Source organism: Sodalis praecaptivus (assembly GCF_000517425.1).
Classification (GTDB): domain Bacteria; phylum Pseudomonadota; class Gammaproteobacteria; order Enterobacterales; family Enterobacteriaceae; genus Sodalis_A; species Sodalis_A praecaptivus.
In genome coordinates this window covers 1-16372 of the sequence record NZ_CP006570.1, presented here as the reverse complement: position 1 = coordinate 16372, position 16372 = coordinate 1, and the positions used below count along the sequence as shown (strand labels likewise).

The following is a 16372-nucleotide window of genomic DNA, read 5'->3' as shown; positions in this document are numbered from 1 at the left end:
GAGAAACCGATGCAAAAGAAACAGGTTAATGCCGTCGTCGTTAATGCCCCGCACGACGTAAAAAAAGAAATACGCCAGGTAGAATGGAATGACGACCAAGTCCTGATTAAAGTCGAGCGCGGCGGCATCTGCGGCTCAGATATCCATTACTTCCTGCATGGTCGTGCCGGGATGTCGATATTGAAAACGCCGATGATTTTAGGACACGAGTTTGTTGGCACGGTTGAACAGGCTTCTGCCGAAAGTGGACTGACGGCGGGACAACGTGTCGCCGTCAATCCTTCCCAACCCTGTCAGACCTGTCGATACTGCCGGGAAGGTAAACAAAACCTCTGTCGCGCCATGCGTTTTATGGGCAGTGCGCAATTCTTTCCCCATGTAAACGGCGGTTTCGCCGACTATGTAGCGGTGCTGCCGTATCAATGCGTTCCTTATGCATCGCACGCCGATCCTAAAGTCATTGCCTTCGCCGAACCGCTGGCCGTCTGTATCCACGCGGTGCGCCAGGCAGGCGATCTGATAGGGAAAAAGGTGCTCGTCACCGGCGCGGGTCCCATCGGCTGTCTGGTTATCGCCGCCGTGCTTGCCGCCGGCGCGACAGAGGTCATCGCAACCGATATCAGCGAACGCTGCAGGGCGCTGGCGCTTGAAATGGGGGCTCGCGAAGCGGCCGATCCCCGTGATGATACCCTACTCACGCAATGGCAGGCGGACGGCGGAAGATTCGATGTGTGTTTCGAGGCGTCAGGCGCCACGGCGGCTGTTGCTTCAACCGTAGCCTTGACCCGTCCCGGCGGGACGATCGTCCAGCTTGGTATGGGCTCACCGTCGGTGGATTACCCTATAGGCCCACTACTTGTCAAAGAAATCCAATTAAGAGGTTCGTTCCGCTTTAACGGCGAATTCGATACGGCAGTGCGCTGGCTCGAAAGCGGCAGAATCAATCCTCTGCCGCTACTCACCGCAGAAATGCCGATGGCAGATGCCGCCGCCGCGTTGGCGCTTGCCGCCGATAAGGAGCGGGCGGCGAAAATCCAACTGGTTTTCTGAAGTAACCTATTTATGGCGAGGCATATCAGGCGGCGGCAGGCCACGCCGCCTGATATTCTGCTTTTTCAGGGACAAGGGGCAGCCAACGACATAAATCCACACGGTGCCGCCAACCGCAATCTCAAGGTTATAACCAAAAATCGATGTGGATTAGGGGAGTTAAACGGGCAGTGCCGAGCCTTGAACCGCAGATAACAGGATCAGTGACGCAATTGTTGCAAATCATCGTCGGACAGACCGGTCATTTCCCCGACAGACGCCCTATCAATCCCACGCAGAATCATAGATCGGGCAATTTTGAGGGTAGCTTCGCGCTCGCCTTTCTCAATCCCGCGTTGTTCACCAAGTTCCATGCCTTCGGCTCGCCCTTTCTCGATACCTTTCTCGATACCTTTCTCGATACCTTTCTCGATACCTTTCTCGATACCGATTTGTTCAAGCTGTTGTGCGATGGTCATCAGTTGATCCCCGTGTTGCGGCACTCGCTGTGCCAGGTCGCGTACAAAGGCTTCGGCATTTGAAGATTCGCCGGCCTGCAATAGATAGTATACCAGCGAAATCACCTGCGGCGAAGCCAGCCAGTCTTCCATCAGCAGCGTCGCCAGTCTGTCGGTCAGCTCCGCGAGGTCGCGCTGGTGAATATTTTTTTGCAGCAGGGTCAGCGCCGCCATACTGCGATGGGTCATTATTTCATCATCCGGGATAACCGTCACGTCAACCAGCGGAAAATCACTACTATAGAGCTTACCGGCCAATTCAGGGTCGTCAAACTCCCGTAGCCAGTTTGTGGAATACGGATACGGACTGCGTCGGCCAGTATAAAACAGAACCGGGATCACTAACGGTAGCGATTTGTGTCCAGCTTCCAGGTGGCGCTGCATAGCCGCTACCGCATAGTGTAGTAACCTGAACGCCATGTGTTTATCCGGTGTCGACTGATGCTCAATCAACACATGGACGTAAGCATCACCTGTGGTGGTCTTTAAACTATACAAAACGTCACTGAAATACTGACGCAGATCCTCCTCGACAAAACTTCCGGATTCTAGTTTTAGCGTGTTTAGATCACATATTGCCCGCAGTTCTGCGGGCAGATGAATTTCCATAAAATCGCGGGCAATGGCCGGCTGGGTCAAGAACTGCCTGAAGGTAGCATCATGGGGTGTAGGTGTACCGTTTTTCTTTTTTGTCATCTGAAATGTCGCTGCATAATTTCAACGGACAAACTCTACCATAAAGTGAGGGCGAACGCTGACGTAGGCACATTTCCCCTTTTTGCCTATACCCCTATCCGAATAATAACTTTCGCCACGACGACGAAAAGCGCCAGCGCGAAACGACGTAGTGCCTTCCCCCTGCTTATTCATAAAGCGGGGAGAGTGGAAGCTCAACAAACGGCGGTCGTGACTCAGATTTTCTGATAGTGGTGGATGGTCATATACCATCCAATGATCTTGTCATGCATCGTTTCTGATTTTGAAAAGCAAATGGTTTTACGAGCAAGACGTTTGATGTGGGTACGTAAATTCGAGTTATGCCGCTCTATCCGCTGGGTATATTTTTTGCTTACTACATGACTGGCTGAGTCCAACAAGACCTTATAAACGGGCCATGCATCCGTCATGTAGAAAGCTATATAAAATTTTCTTAACAGTGTTAATAATTTCTGTAGCGTCTTTGCATTTCTCGGTCCAAAAACATGAGCGAGGGCTCGTTTTCTTATGCGATCATAAGCATAAAACAGCCAGCGAGGATTGTCCTTGTGCCGTACATAAGACCATTGTTCGTCTGCTTCACAGCAGATAACGACTTCAGCATTAGGCCCTATTATGCTATCAGCAACCTGCTTTGGCGTAATTTTTTTAAATGCATCAGAACAGTATTTAGGCTAATTCCCAATACCCGTGCAGTATCCCTGCATCCAGAACCATTCATTGCCATATCGACGATAGCCTTGTGTGTGTCTGGTTGAGCTCCTCGATAGCGAAAATTAAGCTGAAACGTTTTCAAACACAGCTTGCAGATGTAGCGTTGAGCGCCCGATACCGAATGACCATTACATTGAACTCCATCGGCTTCACTACAACGAGGGCAGATAACATCAATTTTTGCCATATGCATTTTCAAAAATATAGAGTATAGCGAATCAATAAATCTGAGTCACGACCATATATTGATTAAATGAGGACAATATTTAAGCTTGTGTTTGTATATAAATTTAGTAAGATTGCAAGTCGACGTTTTTATTATGGATAGTGAGGAAAAATAAATGATTAAATTTCCAATAGTCAACAATTATACAAATCACCAGATTATGCATGTTATTACTTGTAAAAATAATACCATTATTGAGGATAAAGAAAAACCAGATTATATAAACACATTGATTAATATAAGCAATTTTAGTTTTGTTAATTCATCAAAAAAAAGAGACGATAAACATAAAATATTTAAGCCTCTACTTTATGTAAATAATTTAAAGGTAAATAAAGAAAATTTAAATATATTCATATTTTTAAAAAAATATGATCCACAATTCATGGTTTATGCCGGTTATGTTTCTCCAAAGATTTTGGTTAATGGAGTTATTAGTTTTTTGATAAAAAACCCCAAAAATGGGACTGAAATAATTGCTAAAAATATTTTGATAAACTCAAATAAGTATGGTGAAGAAGAAGGAGAAAAATTAACTAAAAGCCGACAAAAAAAGATTTTAAATAATTGGATTTGTTACAATGTTTTGAATATGAATTTACATGATTGGTTTTTAAAAGAAATAGTAAAAATAAAAAAAATCAAGGAAGTCATATAGTATGAAGAGCATTCACCATATACTTAGCAAAGAAATAAAAGCGAGCCATAATAAAAACAACACTCTTACGAATGAAGCAAGGATGTATTTTTTTTCACATGTAGTTGGGGATGAGATACCATCATTGGCGTTGAATAAAAAAAACAACCATCTATTAAATAATAAAAACATAATTCTTAATGATATTAGTTGGGGCTTTCTTCATGCTGGTATGTTGTTTGCTCGTGATGTTAATATAAACACGCAAGATTGGAGTGAGAATGATATTATTACGCTTGGGCAATACGTGCTGAATTTTCTTCAAGAAAGCGTAGCTCCAGAATTGTTTATCGGTTACTTTTTATTACCAGCACAGGTGAATAGATTGATTGAAGTAGAAACACCGCATATTCATTTTGCATTAAATGAAGTAACCTCAGTCATGAGTGATAAGTGTGTTGCTGAATATATTTTTAATAGATACTTAGATAATATATCTAAAGAAGAAGACATTTTTAGTAAATTAGACAATGAAATAAATAGTTATCAGAATAGAACAGAAATCGCAAGAAAAATATTAAAAGAACATGGATTAGACGATGAATCACTTACTAGCTACATGAATGGTCATATCGTATTTAGTCGATTTTATAAGCATGCAACGTTACCTGATTTAAATGATGTTTTTTCAAAGCAAAATAAGAGAATTGGAGAAAGTTTCGCCAAAGTTGATCGCTTTTTAATGACACTTTTTTGGAATGACATAGTAGATAAAAAACAAAAAGAATTCATTGCTTCTGCTGAGGTAGAAGACTTAGAGGCATACTATGATAATTATAAATATTTAGTACGTCATTTCCATCAATCCACCCTCCACTCTTTTAATCCGTTACATAAAACGATGTTAGCAGATCCGAGAATTGATCTTTTTAGGGCCAGTAATGGATATGACACAAGACATTATATGTTCTACCTTAATGAAGGTGTCTATAAATTGATGGTGGTTGGGGAATTAGAAAATCATGCATCTACATTTATGAGTGAAAAACAATATAGAGAAGCACAAAGCGACGATAGTTATAAACTAACAATTCGTCGTACTGGTAAAAAGAAAAAATCTAATGAATCCATAGAGGATTTTATCTCATTATTAACCAATAAACATAAAGATTATCTTATTAAAAGTCTATATGTACAGGGTTATGATAAGACAAAAGAAGAAAAAGTTCTAGATTTTTTTCTTGATCTTATCCCTTTTTACACATGTATAACTAAAAGTCTAGAAGGTAATAAAGATGAAAGTCTTCAGTCATGCGTTATGGATTCTGTGATGTTTTTATTGACGCTAGAAACTGGTAATTTATCAAACATTGCGAGAAAATTGTCATATTCAATCGAAAAATCCGCACTTCTATCCATTCGTCATGCACTCATAAAAAAAAGCATTACTAGTGGTTTTAAACATTTATTTTCCCAAAAATCATTAATGCCTTCAGCAGCAGGAATTAAAAAAAATGATATAATTGGTGTAGGGGTAGACATGTTGCGCTCACTCGATCCTGGAGTGGAAATAATAACATGTATCTCTAGAGGAGGTATAAAAAAATTGGTACAACTTACCGATTTTATAAAAAACGATTTCTCCAAAAAAATAAGTTCATCATTAAATAAAATTGATTTTTTAGAATTTTCTTCAAGTGAACATAAAGTAGAAAAGGTTTTTTTCAAAGAGACTAAAGAAATAAAGTATTTAATTCCCATAGATAAAGAAGGAAATACATTAGTTAGTGTTAATCCTTATACTGGAGAAAAGTTTGGCTATAAATACATTAAAAGAAATGGTCAATTAATAAAAATTGATGATGTGTTATATCAACGAAATACAAAAAAACATAATGCTCTTTTCATGGAACAAGATAACTTTAATCACCAACATGAAATACAAAATGTTAATTTTCAAAATGCAGCGATTGATATCACTCGTTTTCACAACTTACCTGCATTTATTGAACCAATGACTTATTGGCGTGCGAACTTCGGAGTTGAAATTAGAGATAGAACTGAAGAATTATTAACTTTAGCTAAAGAAGGTTATAAAAACCCAAGCACTTACCTGCATAACATAAATGATGCCATTGATACCATTCCTATGAATTATGAATTTCTGAGAACTAATTTATACCATTTCAATATTCAAATTAATGCTGCATATAACGAGGCCAGAGTCGCGCTAAAAAAAATAAAGAGCCACACAAGATTTAATGCCGCTGGAAAACTTACATATGCAGAAAAAAACCCAATTAAATCATATATTTCAACTGTACTAAATACTAAAAATGATGATATCATTAGAGAATCAATTACTAGGCTGCATTATCATACTGAACGGATAGTGAATTATTTTAACAAACCAGATAGAAATATTATTTTTGCAACTTGCACAACACGTAATCAGCCTTATATATATAGAGAAGAATGCCCTTTGGGATTTACACTTCCAGCCGATTCAAAAGAAAACGTGGTTATTATGGTTGATAACTACCATACGGCACCAAATCCTAGTACGCAAATGCATCTTACTGCACTGCATGAAGCATCTCATATTTCTGGCACCTTAGATTTTTTAATTGCTCCATCAAGAAGATATGTGGGAGATGCTAGTGAATTCATGGAAGCATTTGATGATGCAATAAATTTTAGGAACGGAGAAGCTATTTCATTTGATCCACTTTTTTTTCCAGCATATGGTAGACACCAAAATGCTGAAATTTTAAATGGATTTAATTTTTTTCCTAATCAAGCATCTGAGCTTATAAGTAGAGATCCGATGTTAAAAGCTAACATCTTTTTAGAAAATGCTGATTTTATAGCAAGGATGATATCTGATATTGCAATGGGAAGAAAAGCAAATGTTGATTATCGTAGAACAAGAGATATAAACGAAAGGACATTAAATGAAGACAAATTTGGAGATATTAAGTATCTACTTCTAAAACTTGCTATGTCATCAAGTATTCCATCTGAAAACGATAAAAAACATTTTATAAAATGTTAGGGCCTGTCATCGATTTAATATTTGTCACCACCGGTTTAAAACTGATCCACCATGCTAATTAAATCACTATTCTTTTACGAGGAAATTAACCAAAATAATCTTGGATATTTGAAAACCATAAGACAGTTCGACAAGTGACCATAAGCGCGATACTCTACACCGCCAAAAAACGCCAAGTAGGGCGCTGACGCGGTTTCCGGGGCTATGCAAGCAGAACTTCGCTTCGCTCACGTATCGGCGCGCAGGAGCTTCAGAGCACGTTTATAAGTACTTTTCGCGCCTCGCATGCCTTCGGCATAATGGCGTATTTATAACCACTGATTTTAACAAGAAAACCTATTTTACTTAGCAGGCTGGATCACTTTTCAATTGGTAGTGACAAATATTTTAAAGCGTCACTATAATAATTTGATATTTAATAAATATTCATGATATAGTAACAATGCCTGCCGAGTGTTTTTTTTATACTAAAATGCATTAAATCACGACGTTCCTTTATGAGATACCATGGGGGGCATCGCAGAAAGGTATTTTTTGTACAGTTTTATGGCTTTGTTGAATAAACAGATTTTATGCTGCCCCTCCAGTGCAACTGCTGATTCTGGCAACGTAAAATCATGCATTTAGGCCGCGTAAGGAAACGTCACACCTAGGGTGACAAGCATTTTACGCCAAAACAAGTATGGTAAAACAGCACGATTTACAATTATTCAACAAAGCCCAGTTAAGGCTACTTAAGCTGGGCTTGGTACTTTAAGCAAAGCATTCGGTATTGAGGTGGGTAACACTTCCTTATTTGGTAAAGACCTTTCTCAAATGGTCAATAAACTAGGGTCAAGCAGAGGGGACTGTCCCCCACTATAGAGCCGTATCGTCTACCGGATAGAGTCAAGTCCCCATCGTGAGCATGGTGGCACGGTCGTTGACCGCGCCACCCGCATGCTGAACTTAGGTGTGGTCTAACTTTTTAAGGGTTGTGTTACTTTGCTAACTGTTCTGCGGCATGTTGTGCGACCTGTGAGTATGCGAGATCATGCTTCATAGAATTCAGCAGCTCCTGCATTCGTTTCTTTCTTTCGTCTTCACGGCGCTTATTAATAGGCTCCCAGTTCATTAAAAGGCTACTGCCGGGCTGGCTCCTGATAGTTTCGTAACGCGACAAACACTGCAACAGCCAACAGAGCTATCATGCCTGTGGCTGTCAATAACACGATAGCATGCGAACTGGAAAATGCGGCACGTCCAGCCTCTATTAAGGCGATGCCGGTTGCCCCCAGATGTTCTGCCACAACCATCGTGTCGCTAATGGAACTGGCCGCTCTGGAATGAAGGCTGGCCGGCAGATCAGCGGGCAAATTGATGGTCTTCGAGTAGGCTGTCGAAAGTAGCACCCCAAAAAAAGTGATTCCGAGTCCGGCGCCAAGTTCATAGCCTGTCACTTCCAGCGAACCGGCCGCACCGGCTTTATCCGATGGTGCGCTGTTCATAATGGCAATGGATGACGCTGTCAAACCGATACTGAGTGCTATGCCCAATACCAGCAGCAAAGTGATAATCATAATATTGGGGTGATGGAAGTCGCTTACGCTTAGTCCGGCGAGACACGCAGCCGCTGCCAGCAGTGAGGCGGCGGCAACATTGCGAAGTCCGCATAAACCTGTAGCATAACCAGCCAGAGGTCCACCCAGTGCTGAGCCTATAGCCAGCGGTACCATAAACAGACCTGCCTGTAGCGGAGAATAACCTACCACGAACTGCAGTTCCTGAGCCAACGTCAATTCCACACCCGTAAGCGCAGCGCAGGCAACCAGAGCCATTAAAATGCCAACGCAGATAGTAGGCTTGCTAAATAAGGAAAGATCCAGCATGGGGTCCGCGCTGGAAAGTTGCTGGCGAACGAACCAGGTAAGCAGACCAAGTCCTGCCACCAACATCAGGCAGGTGATAAGTGGATCGCTTTCTACTTTGAATCCGGATTTCACGGCGTAGACAGTGGCTATCAGACCGGCAATTAGCACCAAAGCCTGTCCTATAGCCCAGCTTCCCTTTACCGTTGGCGTATGGCGTGGCAAGCTCAAATAAGCGATTGGCAGGACGACCAAAATGACCGGCACGTTGATCAGGAAAACTGATCCCCACCAAAAATGTTCGAGCAGTGCTCCCCCCCCTAGCGGGCCGAGAGCCGCGCCGGCCGAGCCGATGGTTCCCCAAAGCCCAAGAGCAATGCCTCGCTCTTTGGGATCATCGAAGGTATGTCTGATAATAGCGAGGACATTAGGCATCACCATGGCCCCACCCACAGCCAGTAGGCTACGGGCGGTAATGAGAAAACCTGCTGTAGGCGAGAAAGCGGCTGCCAGCGAGGCGAGCATAAAGATCAACAAACCTGCCAACAGCATACGTCGATGTCCGATGCGGTCCGACAATGTCCCCATAGGAACCAATAATCCAGCCATTATTAGCGGATAGATGTCGATGATCCACAAGACCTTGTTTCCGCTGGCGCTCAATGCCAAGGTAACGGAAGGAACGGCGATGTGCAGAATGGTCATATCGACTATGATGGGCAAAAATGCCAAAAGAACCGATAGCAATACTAACCAGCGATTACGATGGAACAACATTTTAAAACCTCTATGTGCTTAGGCACCATTGCATTGAAATAAAACAAGTATTAATATATATCCGTCCAGACGGTTTTAAAAAGGGTATAGCATGGGGCGAAACAAAACAATAGATCAAGAGGCATTACTTGACGCTGCGGAAGCTGTGGTGATGCGCGGTGGGGCAGGTAATCTGACTTTTGATGCCGTGGCCAGACAGGCAGGCGTCAGCAAAGGGGGGGTGCTATATGCCTTTGCAACCAAGGATGCGTTGATAGATGCAATGTTGCGCCGGGTCGTAGCCAATTACGATCGCATCCTTGAAGATTTTTTGGCTATGAGGGGAGACAGCCCGGAAACCCGTATTCATGCTTATGTTGAGGCCAACCGGAAAGAAGATGCCGAAGTGATTACGCGCGCGGTCGCCCTAATGGCGAGCTTTATGCGAGCACCGGCCTTCCAGGCCGAAACGAACACCTTTTATAAAGACCTGTTTGCGATGTTTGATATAACAAATCTAGCGGGCCGTCGCCTGCGGTTGGCCTTGCTGGCAACAGAAGGGGCTTTTGCTCTGCGTGGTTTCAAATTTTACGCATTCAGCGATCGTGAATGGCAGGCCATTCACGATGATATTATCAACATTCTGCTTTCTTGATAACACCCAGACTGTCGATTTCACAGACTAATCCCCACTACTTCAGTGGCTGCCACTTTTTTCGGAAAAACTTGAACACCCGAAAAGAAACGTTGCTAAACTCATTGACTTTCTGCCTCCGAGAGCGCTAACGGATAAGATTCTGGCGGCAACCCCCTGCCCTAGACAAATAAGCAATGGCGTGGATTGATAGAGAAAATACGGCCTTTTATCAGGGGAATGGGGGCAATTCTACGCGGAGTGCAGCCTGAAAATTACGCCCGAGGATTTTTTCTATGTTGGTCCTGGCCGCAAAGTCTGCTATATCTCTCAAGTATAATGCCAAACAATCCGCATTGCCCAGCATAACGTTAGCTTTAAAGAGTGAGCTCCTCTTTATATTATTAATATTCTTTTTATTGAATAGTAAATTATTAACCTGGCAAATCTCTTTAATGTTGCTTAGAAAATTTGAATGCAATTTATCATCTTTAATGATATTATAAAAAGTCATGATGGCTTTTTCTAATGCAGGCAACTTACCGTTTTCTTCAAGGGCAATATAAAACCAATCATCAACTCTGCCTCTCAGAATGACATGCATTACTTCGTGGAATATAGTTTCAACGACATCATGGAACGGGATTCTTTTAATTACATCCGGACATGAGAGATCTGGTATATAAGTGGTATCTGCAAGAAAGATAATACTTGGCTCTCCTTTATCATTAAGGACAGACTCGGCCAGGGCCAGTTCCTTAAAGTTTTCCGTACTGTTAATCAATGGAGAGACATAGTAATCTCCCGATGGTGAAATTTTAGCAATTTGCTCTGAAGAACAGATATAAACATTTTTTAGTTTTGTATCAATTTGCTTTTTTAAAAATCCTACGGCATCGCGGACCATATTCTTGAATATTTCAATCACCGTGTTCAAATGCTTTTCAGCTATGAAAGATGAGAAATATCTAATAATATAATTACTTAATGAAGAGTTAACCTCTAATTTCTCTAACATACCATATAACTCATTAAGCATTGCAAAAGCGCGCGCAAATCCCTCCTTAACTATCTCAAATGTTTCAATCATATAGGAAGGGATATATTTAACGGGACCCATTTCCTCTATAGCTTTCATAGTGTGTATATGATAACTATCCTGGCCGGCGAAAATCTTATTAAGTGATGCGTCCATTGGAGCAAGATCTTTTTTCTTCAACGCCGCGTAATTCAGCGTTTCAGCCGCAGCGGTGTCCAGTAAACTCGTTCTACCGGCAGTATCCTCCGCTGTAGCGGAGACAAGCCTTCCACTGGTTATCGTCGCTTCGCCAATGTCCGAATCGGTAATGTCAGCGCCGGCAAGTTTTAAGTCCATCGATTTAGCAACAAAAAAGAATGTTGATGGCGCATCTATGCTGCCATCAGCATTCATTATCTTTAATTTATTTGCTATTCGAAGCATTGTTAGTAACTTAGCTAAAGTCATGCCCCTTACCACTTTTTGTGTGATAGCAAGACCTATAATGCGCATTAATGCCAACACAACGAAATTAGCATACTCTGGTGCCTTCAAAACCAATACCCGTTCTGTTTCCTCATCAAGGACAACCTTTTCATCCTTCTGAGGTACGGACGATACATCTGATTTTATATTGAAACCCGGCACATATTCCCGCACCATATCTAATGACTTAGAACACAGGCAGCGTCTGCGCTCAAAATGATCTTCTGCAAACCTGAGCGCAACGAAGTCGTTTTCTTTGTAGCTTTCATTATCATTCAGAAGAAAAAAATGTGTGGATAGCTTTGCATTATTTTTTAAATTGGCATAGACAATATTAAATTCTTTATCGCCAGAATCACCATTTTTGATAAATTGTATATATAACGTATCACCATCAACGAACTCGTGTTTTTCGCTACCGGTAGAGATTGGGGGAAGTTTGCTTTTAATGCTTGACAAATAATCGCACACGATTGAGATAGCAGTGCCCATATTTTTGTCACCTTTTTATAGAATATATTTCGCCATTTCTGCCTATAGGGCAGCATAAAGAAAGACAGCCATTAGCAAACGTTTTATCACCATTCTGTCATCATCCCCTCCAGGCCCAGGTTATTAGCGAAGCGCCATCGTTCAGTGTTGCAATATTCTTTATGAGCTAGCGCTAAAAATTAAACCAAGAAAGAGGAATTTACTTTTTGAGCATGTTTTCTACAGGCATCACACTTTCAACGCCGGACGAAACAGATTATCAAATAGCCCCGGGTGCAATAATTTCAACGATTTCCTCACCCTCTTCCAGTATGGGCTCCCAATCACCCTGATCGCCCTCCTGGGGGTCAAACTCTGCATCCATGCCTAATCGCATAACACATCGAGCCACAACTTCCTTGAAATCATCAGGCAAATCATCAAGCCCGAATGGCTGAGGGAGGTCATGCAGCCCGAAGCGGCCAGGATTTTCAGCTATCTCATTCAATAGGACCCGGATTCGTTCAGGATAATCCATCACTATCAATTCATTATGCCGAGCTACTATCAACCGATTAAACTCTTCCAGCGCATTTGGGGCACCGCTTCTTTTCATCATTTCATTGTCCTTTTTTTTAACCGTTATGAGAATCTAGGATGTTCATTAATATAATGGGGACTCACTCACTCATAGCTAAACGCACGTAGTGCTTCGGCCGACTCAACACCCTATTCATAATCGAACTTTTTGCGTAGAGTCTTTTACTCATTTGACCCTAATCATCAAAACCTGGTGCACCTAATTTTATGTACTTCTCTCTGATAATAAGGCACAAGACAGTTAATTAAGATCTCGCCCATAAAAAAATTATTTATGACATGAATTGACTGAGGGGTGTTTGGTCTTACTCCCTTGAACAGGAGCCTCTGGCGAATATTTTAATCTACTCCTCTTATATCATTTTTAAAGAAACGAACCTCTTCACATCAACCATCACATTGCTCATAGCGTGACGTTATAAATCATAGAGTTATGTCAATGCTTAGCTTGAGAACTCATTTTTTGATGACAATAGTTGTAGCCGGATTGCAGAGAAGAGAAATAAAAAATCAATGCCGGCTTACTTTATCTTATTATTTCATGCCTCGGCAATAAATAGAGTTAAACACAAAGAGTATAATGTACGCGTTATACTTAAACCAAGCTACTATCGGATACTAACTCTCTATTTTACCTTTAGGCGAGTTAAGTCAGGATGCTGAAATTTCTGCTATTTTGGAATAGCTTTATTGATGTGATCAAAAGAATCTCATTTAAGACATTCTATTTTCGACTCAACAAACATGGTAAGTTTATTTGTATTTTCACATTACGAAAGCACTATTAACCCTATCCCTTATCATAAAATAATGTTTGTCTAAGTTCACTATTTCTGCACAATAATATGATTTATAAGCAGTTTTTATGATTTCGCTTTGAGATCAACTTTTACTACATGACATGTCAGTTGGCATGTTGAAAATAGAAACAATAAATCTACAATTATACGTCTTATTTGAAGTTGTATATATCACCATACATTTTATGAGTAAATGGAGCTATCTTTAGCTTCTCTCCAACCAACATAATTCAAGGCAGCAACATGATAAGTAATTTACTTGAAGAAACACCTCATAATGAGAGTGAACTGAAAAACGCATGTTCAAGGTCAATCTTAAGCCCCTCCTTTCGTTTATTACTCGAAGCAAAAAAAGCAGCTAGTTCCCTATATGAATTTTTCCCCATCGACCATAGCACTCAGGCCAACCATTGTGTTTATTTGGGTGCTGTTACTTCGATAAATACAGCCTTACAGAAATCCATAATGCATTACAAACTGGCAGAAGAATTATTACAAAGATCATTCAGCCCATTAAATCTTAACGAGCTAGAGAAATTAATCAGCACTGCAAAAAATGAAAGTAACATCTCATACATTCTATCATCGTTTGTCACTTTTATGCCAACCTGTATAGAGAGACTTGCTACTAACGTCTTCTATGCTGAAACATCAGAAATGCGATTAGATAAGTTCATATCACAAAACATTAAGGACGAAATTATAGTTTTTGTCAAAAAGACTTATAACAACATATTGAATGATGAAATTAGAAATGAAATACAATCAATAAAGAATGCTGTAGAAACATCAATACGCTTATCAGTACAGCAAATTGAATATAATGCGAAAGAAATTCAAACTCTGTCACAGCCTGGCAGCCACAATGGGTTTTTAGAAACTGCCGGTGACAAAGACAGCATTGAAAAGACTGTTACTGGTACAGTTGGGCATTGGGCAAACTAAACCAAACAAAGGATAGTCAGGAACAACCGTGTAGTGGTTAACGCAGCCAACCACTCAATGTTCGCGAAAAGGTGAAAAACGCATTGCAGCCCGGATGACAAATGATGTCACTTGCACGGGTCTAAAATCATTGAATTCAATTATATAGGTCCAGCGTTTACCGGTATGGCCGGCAAAAGTTGGGCACGAGCGCATATATAGCGTTATAGCCGCGCTTTATTCACCTTCTGGTTTTTTAAGGTAACTTATGTGTAAACATCCGCCGTTCGCGGCGGATAACAAAGATCTGTACTTACATCAATTATGATGATAACAAGATTTATGATGTTATCATTCGGTCAGCACCAACAGAGTGTTTTGTTATTAAAGACTTTTTTACCTCGTATCTACAGAACATTTTTTTGGTTCGGGATCTGCGCTTTCCTCCTACAGAAGACTCTAAATGACCATTTATATGTGTCTTTATTCTTCTGTAAGACTATGAGTATGCGCAGTGCCAACATCCGTTCACCGTAAATTACCCCTTCACTAGACTGTCTAATGGGATCCACAGGATTAGTTAATACTTTATAAATTTTCTCCCCTTACTAGATTTTGGTCAATGCTTGATATGGTTATGTCTTGCAAATGCGGCATACGGTATAGCAAGAGTCCATTCCCATTACACACCAATGATGTCATTACCCCTCCCCTCCCCCTTCCTTACAAGCTTGCAAGGTACTAACGAGTGGAGTGCTGTATTGAAAAATCTCTCCCTTTGGGCCCGCAATAATTTGCAGAATTCACGTAGCGCAACTTCCGTATTTGGCACATGTTCAACTAAACTTATTCAGATAGTAAGCTCTTGTCGCCCATCGATAGGCATCAAGCTACCTTCTTGCGTTTGCAACGGCTATAAGAGGTGTTATGACCCATTTGTGACAACCACCTTTCTTCATTATCCTATTCAATGCTTCATTATTGAGCAATGAGACGGATCCAACATAACCAGCCAACGGACTGTGGCCAACGGTCGCTCGATCCATTCGAGAACGGATAAAATTTTTTTGTTAGACCGAGCTACGGACGCCGGCGTAATTGAATGTACTCTCGTTGAAGAACCGTCTCAGACATGGGCGAGCTATAAGCAGGTCGCACGCAAGTATCTATCGAGATACAGCTTGCATCAAATATATCGTAGGTCTGAAATTATCTTGGGTGCCGCGAATTTGGCTGCGCATAGTGGTGTGGAAGATTTGTTTCTACTACTAATCAATGGGATAGTTGACTAACGTTATGCATTAGTGCATGGTAGCATGTGTTAAGTGTTAAGTGTTAAGTGTTAAGTGTTAACATACCTATTATTTATGAAGTATGATAAAAAATCAAGTTCTTTAAACACCAGTAATAATGCATATTACCTGATATTTGTCATAATCTGCCCAATCAGCTTGTTGAATCAGAGCCCTCAGCCTCAACTAAGATTACCTTGATTCTTAGGGAGACAATGATGTGCTTGATTGGCTGCATCTGCAATACATAAATGCAGATCATGAATAAGTAGCACCTCATACTCAATACATAATAGGTATGACGTATGAAGAAATTTTTTTTCTCATACGTATGACTTATGAAGTATTTTCAATGGGTATTTGATTTGGGACTCGACAGCTAAAATGAAGCATATCGCCCTGCCGCAATGCTCACATTCGACGAGCAGGCCTGACCTAACTCATTAGGTAAAAACGGTCTTCGCTAAAACTACTTATTGCCTTTACCATGTCGCTGTCGTTTCTAGCCTAGAGGGTATGCATATGACTTAATGACAACTATAGCATACGACTTGTGACTTAATCGTTGTTACTTCATACTTCATCAGTATTACTTATCTGTTATGAGTTATGACTTTACTCATCATAACTTAACCTCGCCAAGATATA

At 41.0% G+C, this 16372-nt stretch carries 10 protein-coding genes; 5 read left to right on the top strand and 5 right to left on the bottom strand.

What is annotated here, in order from left to right:
* Positions 1–9: 9 nt before the first annotated feature.
* Positions 10–1050, top strand: coding sequence for an L-idonate 5-dehydrogenase (gene idnD, locus SANT_RS20985; RefSeq protein WP_025424182.1), 1041 nt, complete (start codon positions 10–12; stop codon positions 1048–1050).
* Between the two features lie 200 nt (positions 1051–1250).
* Here idnD and SANT_RS20980 read toward each other — a convergent pair whose 3' ends face one another.
* Complete coding sequence (locus SANT_RS20980; protein WP_025424181.1) at positions 1251–2243, bottom strand: Rpn family recombination-promoting nuclease/putative transposase; 993 nt, start codon at positions 2241–2243, stop codon at positions 1251–1253.
* 215 nt (positions 2244–2458) lie between these two features.
* Positions 2459–3165, bottom strand: a protein-coding gene (locus SANT_RS23950) for an IS1 family transposase (RefSeq protein WP_237234710.1) whose coding sequence is annotated in 2 segments (ribosomal slippage) — positions 2459–2899 and positions 2902–3165 — 705 coding nt in all. Because the reading frame shifts where the segments join, the coding sequence is not laid out codon by codon here.
* Positions 3166–3319: 154 nt separating this feature from the next.
* On the opposite strand from SANT_RS23950, the gene SANT_RS20975 reads away from it, so the two are divergent.
* Together SANT_RS20975 and SANT_RS20970 are read left to right on the top strand one after the other, a co-directional pair.
* Complete coding sequence (locus SANT_RS20975; protein WP_025424180.1) at positions 3320–3862, top strand: hypothetical protein; 543 nt, start codon at positions 3320–3322, stop codon at positions 3860–3862.
* Position 3863: 1 nt separating this feature from the next.
* Positions 3864–6896: a hypothetical protein gene (locus SANT_RS20970; RefSeq protein WP_025424179.1), complete on the top strand. Its 3033-nt coding sequence runs from the start codon at positions 3864–3866 to the stop codon at positions 6894–6896.
* A 1121-nt stretch (positions 6897–8017) separates the two neighbouring features.
* Here the strand turns inward: SANT_RS20970 and SANT_RS20965 are convergent.
* Positions 8018–9520, bottom strand: a complete 1503-nt coding sequence (locus SANT_RS20965) for an MFS transporter (protein WP_025424178.1) — start codon at positions 9518–9520, stop codon at positions 8018–8020.
* A 91-nt stretch (positions 9521–9611) separates the two neighbouring features.
* Between SANT_RS20965 and SANT_RS20960 the strand changes: the two genes are divergently transcribed.
* The gene (locus tag SANT_RS20960; RefSeq protein WP_025424177.1) at positions 9612–10154 is read left to right on the top strand and encodes a TetR/AcrR family transcriptional regulator; all 543 of its coding nucleotides are present in this window, start codon (positions 9612–9614) and stop codon (positions 10152–10154) included.
* 211 nt (positions 10155–10365) lie between these two features.
* Here the strand turns inward: SANT_RS20960 and SANT_RS20955 are convergent, their stop codons facing one another.
* Together SANT_RS20955 and SANT_RS20950 are read right to left on the bottom strand one after the other, a co-directional pair.
* Positions 10366–12129, bottom strand: a complete 1764-nt coding sequence (locus SANT_RS20955; RefSeq protein ID WP_025424176.1) for a hypothetical protein — start codon at positions 12127–12129, stop codon at positions 10366–10368.
* Positions 12130–12388: 259 nt separating this feature from the next.
* Positions 12389–12727, bottom strand: a complete 339-nt coding sequence (locus tag SANT_RS20950; protein WP_025424175.1) for a hypothetical protein — start codon at positions 12725–12727, stop codon at positions 12389–12391.
* 1024 nt (positions 12728–13751) lie between these two features.
* Between SANT_RS20950 and SANT_RS20945 the strand changes: the two genes are divergently transcribed.
* Positions 13752–14453 (top strand): hypothetical protein, encoded by a 702-nt coding sequence (locus SANT_RS20945; protein WP_040133566.1) that lies wholly within the window; start codon positions 13752–13754, stop codon positions 14451–14453.
* Positions 14454–16372: the final 1919 nt, after the last annotated feature.

Excerpts from the sequence above, each read along its gene's own strand:
- idnD (WP_025424182.1), top strand. The coding sequence starts at position 10 with ATGCAAAAGAAACAGGTTAATGCCGTCGTCGTTAATGCCCCGCACGAC.
- SANT_RS20950 (WP_025424175.1), bottom strand. The coding sequence starts at position 12,727 with ATGATGAAAAGAAGCGGTGCCCCAAATGCGCTGGAAGAGTTTAATCGG.
- SANT_RS20965 (WP_025424178.1), bottom strand. The coding sequence starts at position 9,520 with ATGTTGTTCCATCGTAATCGCTGGTTAGTATTGCTATCGGTTCTTTTG.
- SANT_RS20955 (WP_025424176.1), bottom strand. The coding sequence starts at position 12,129 with ATGGGCACTGCTATCTCAATCGTGTGCGATTATTTGTCAAGCATTAAA.
- SANT_RS20975 (WP_025424180.1), top strand. The coding sequence starts at position 3,320 with ATGATTAAATTTCCAATAGTCAACAATTATACAAATCACCAGATTATG.
- SANT_RS20980 (WP_025424181.1), bottom strand. The coding sequence starts at position 2,243 with ATGACAAAAAAGAAAAACGGTACACCTACACCCCATGATGCTACCTTC.
- SANT_RS20960 (WP_025424177.1), top strand. The coding sequence starts at position 9,612 with ATGGGGCGAAACAAAACAATAGATCAAGAGGCATTACTTGACGCTGCG.
- SANT_RS20945 (WP_040133566.1), top strand. The coding sequence starts at position 13,752 with ATGATAAGTAATTTACTTGAAGAAACACCTCATAATGAGAGTGAACTG.
- SANT_RS20970 (WP_025424179.1), top strand. The coding sequence starts at position 3,864 with ATGAAGAGCATTCACCATATACTTAGCAAAGAAATAAAAGCGAGCCAT.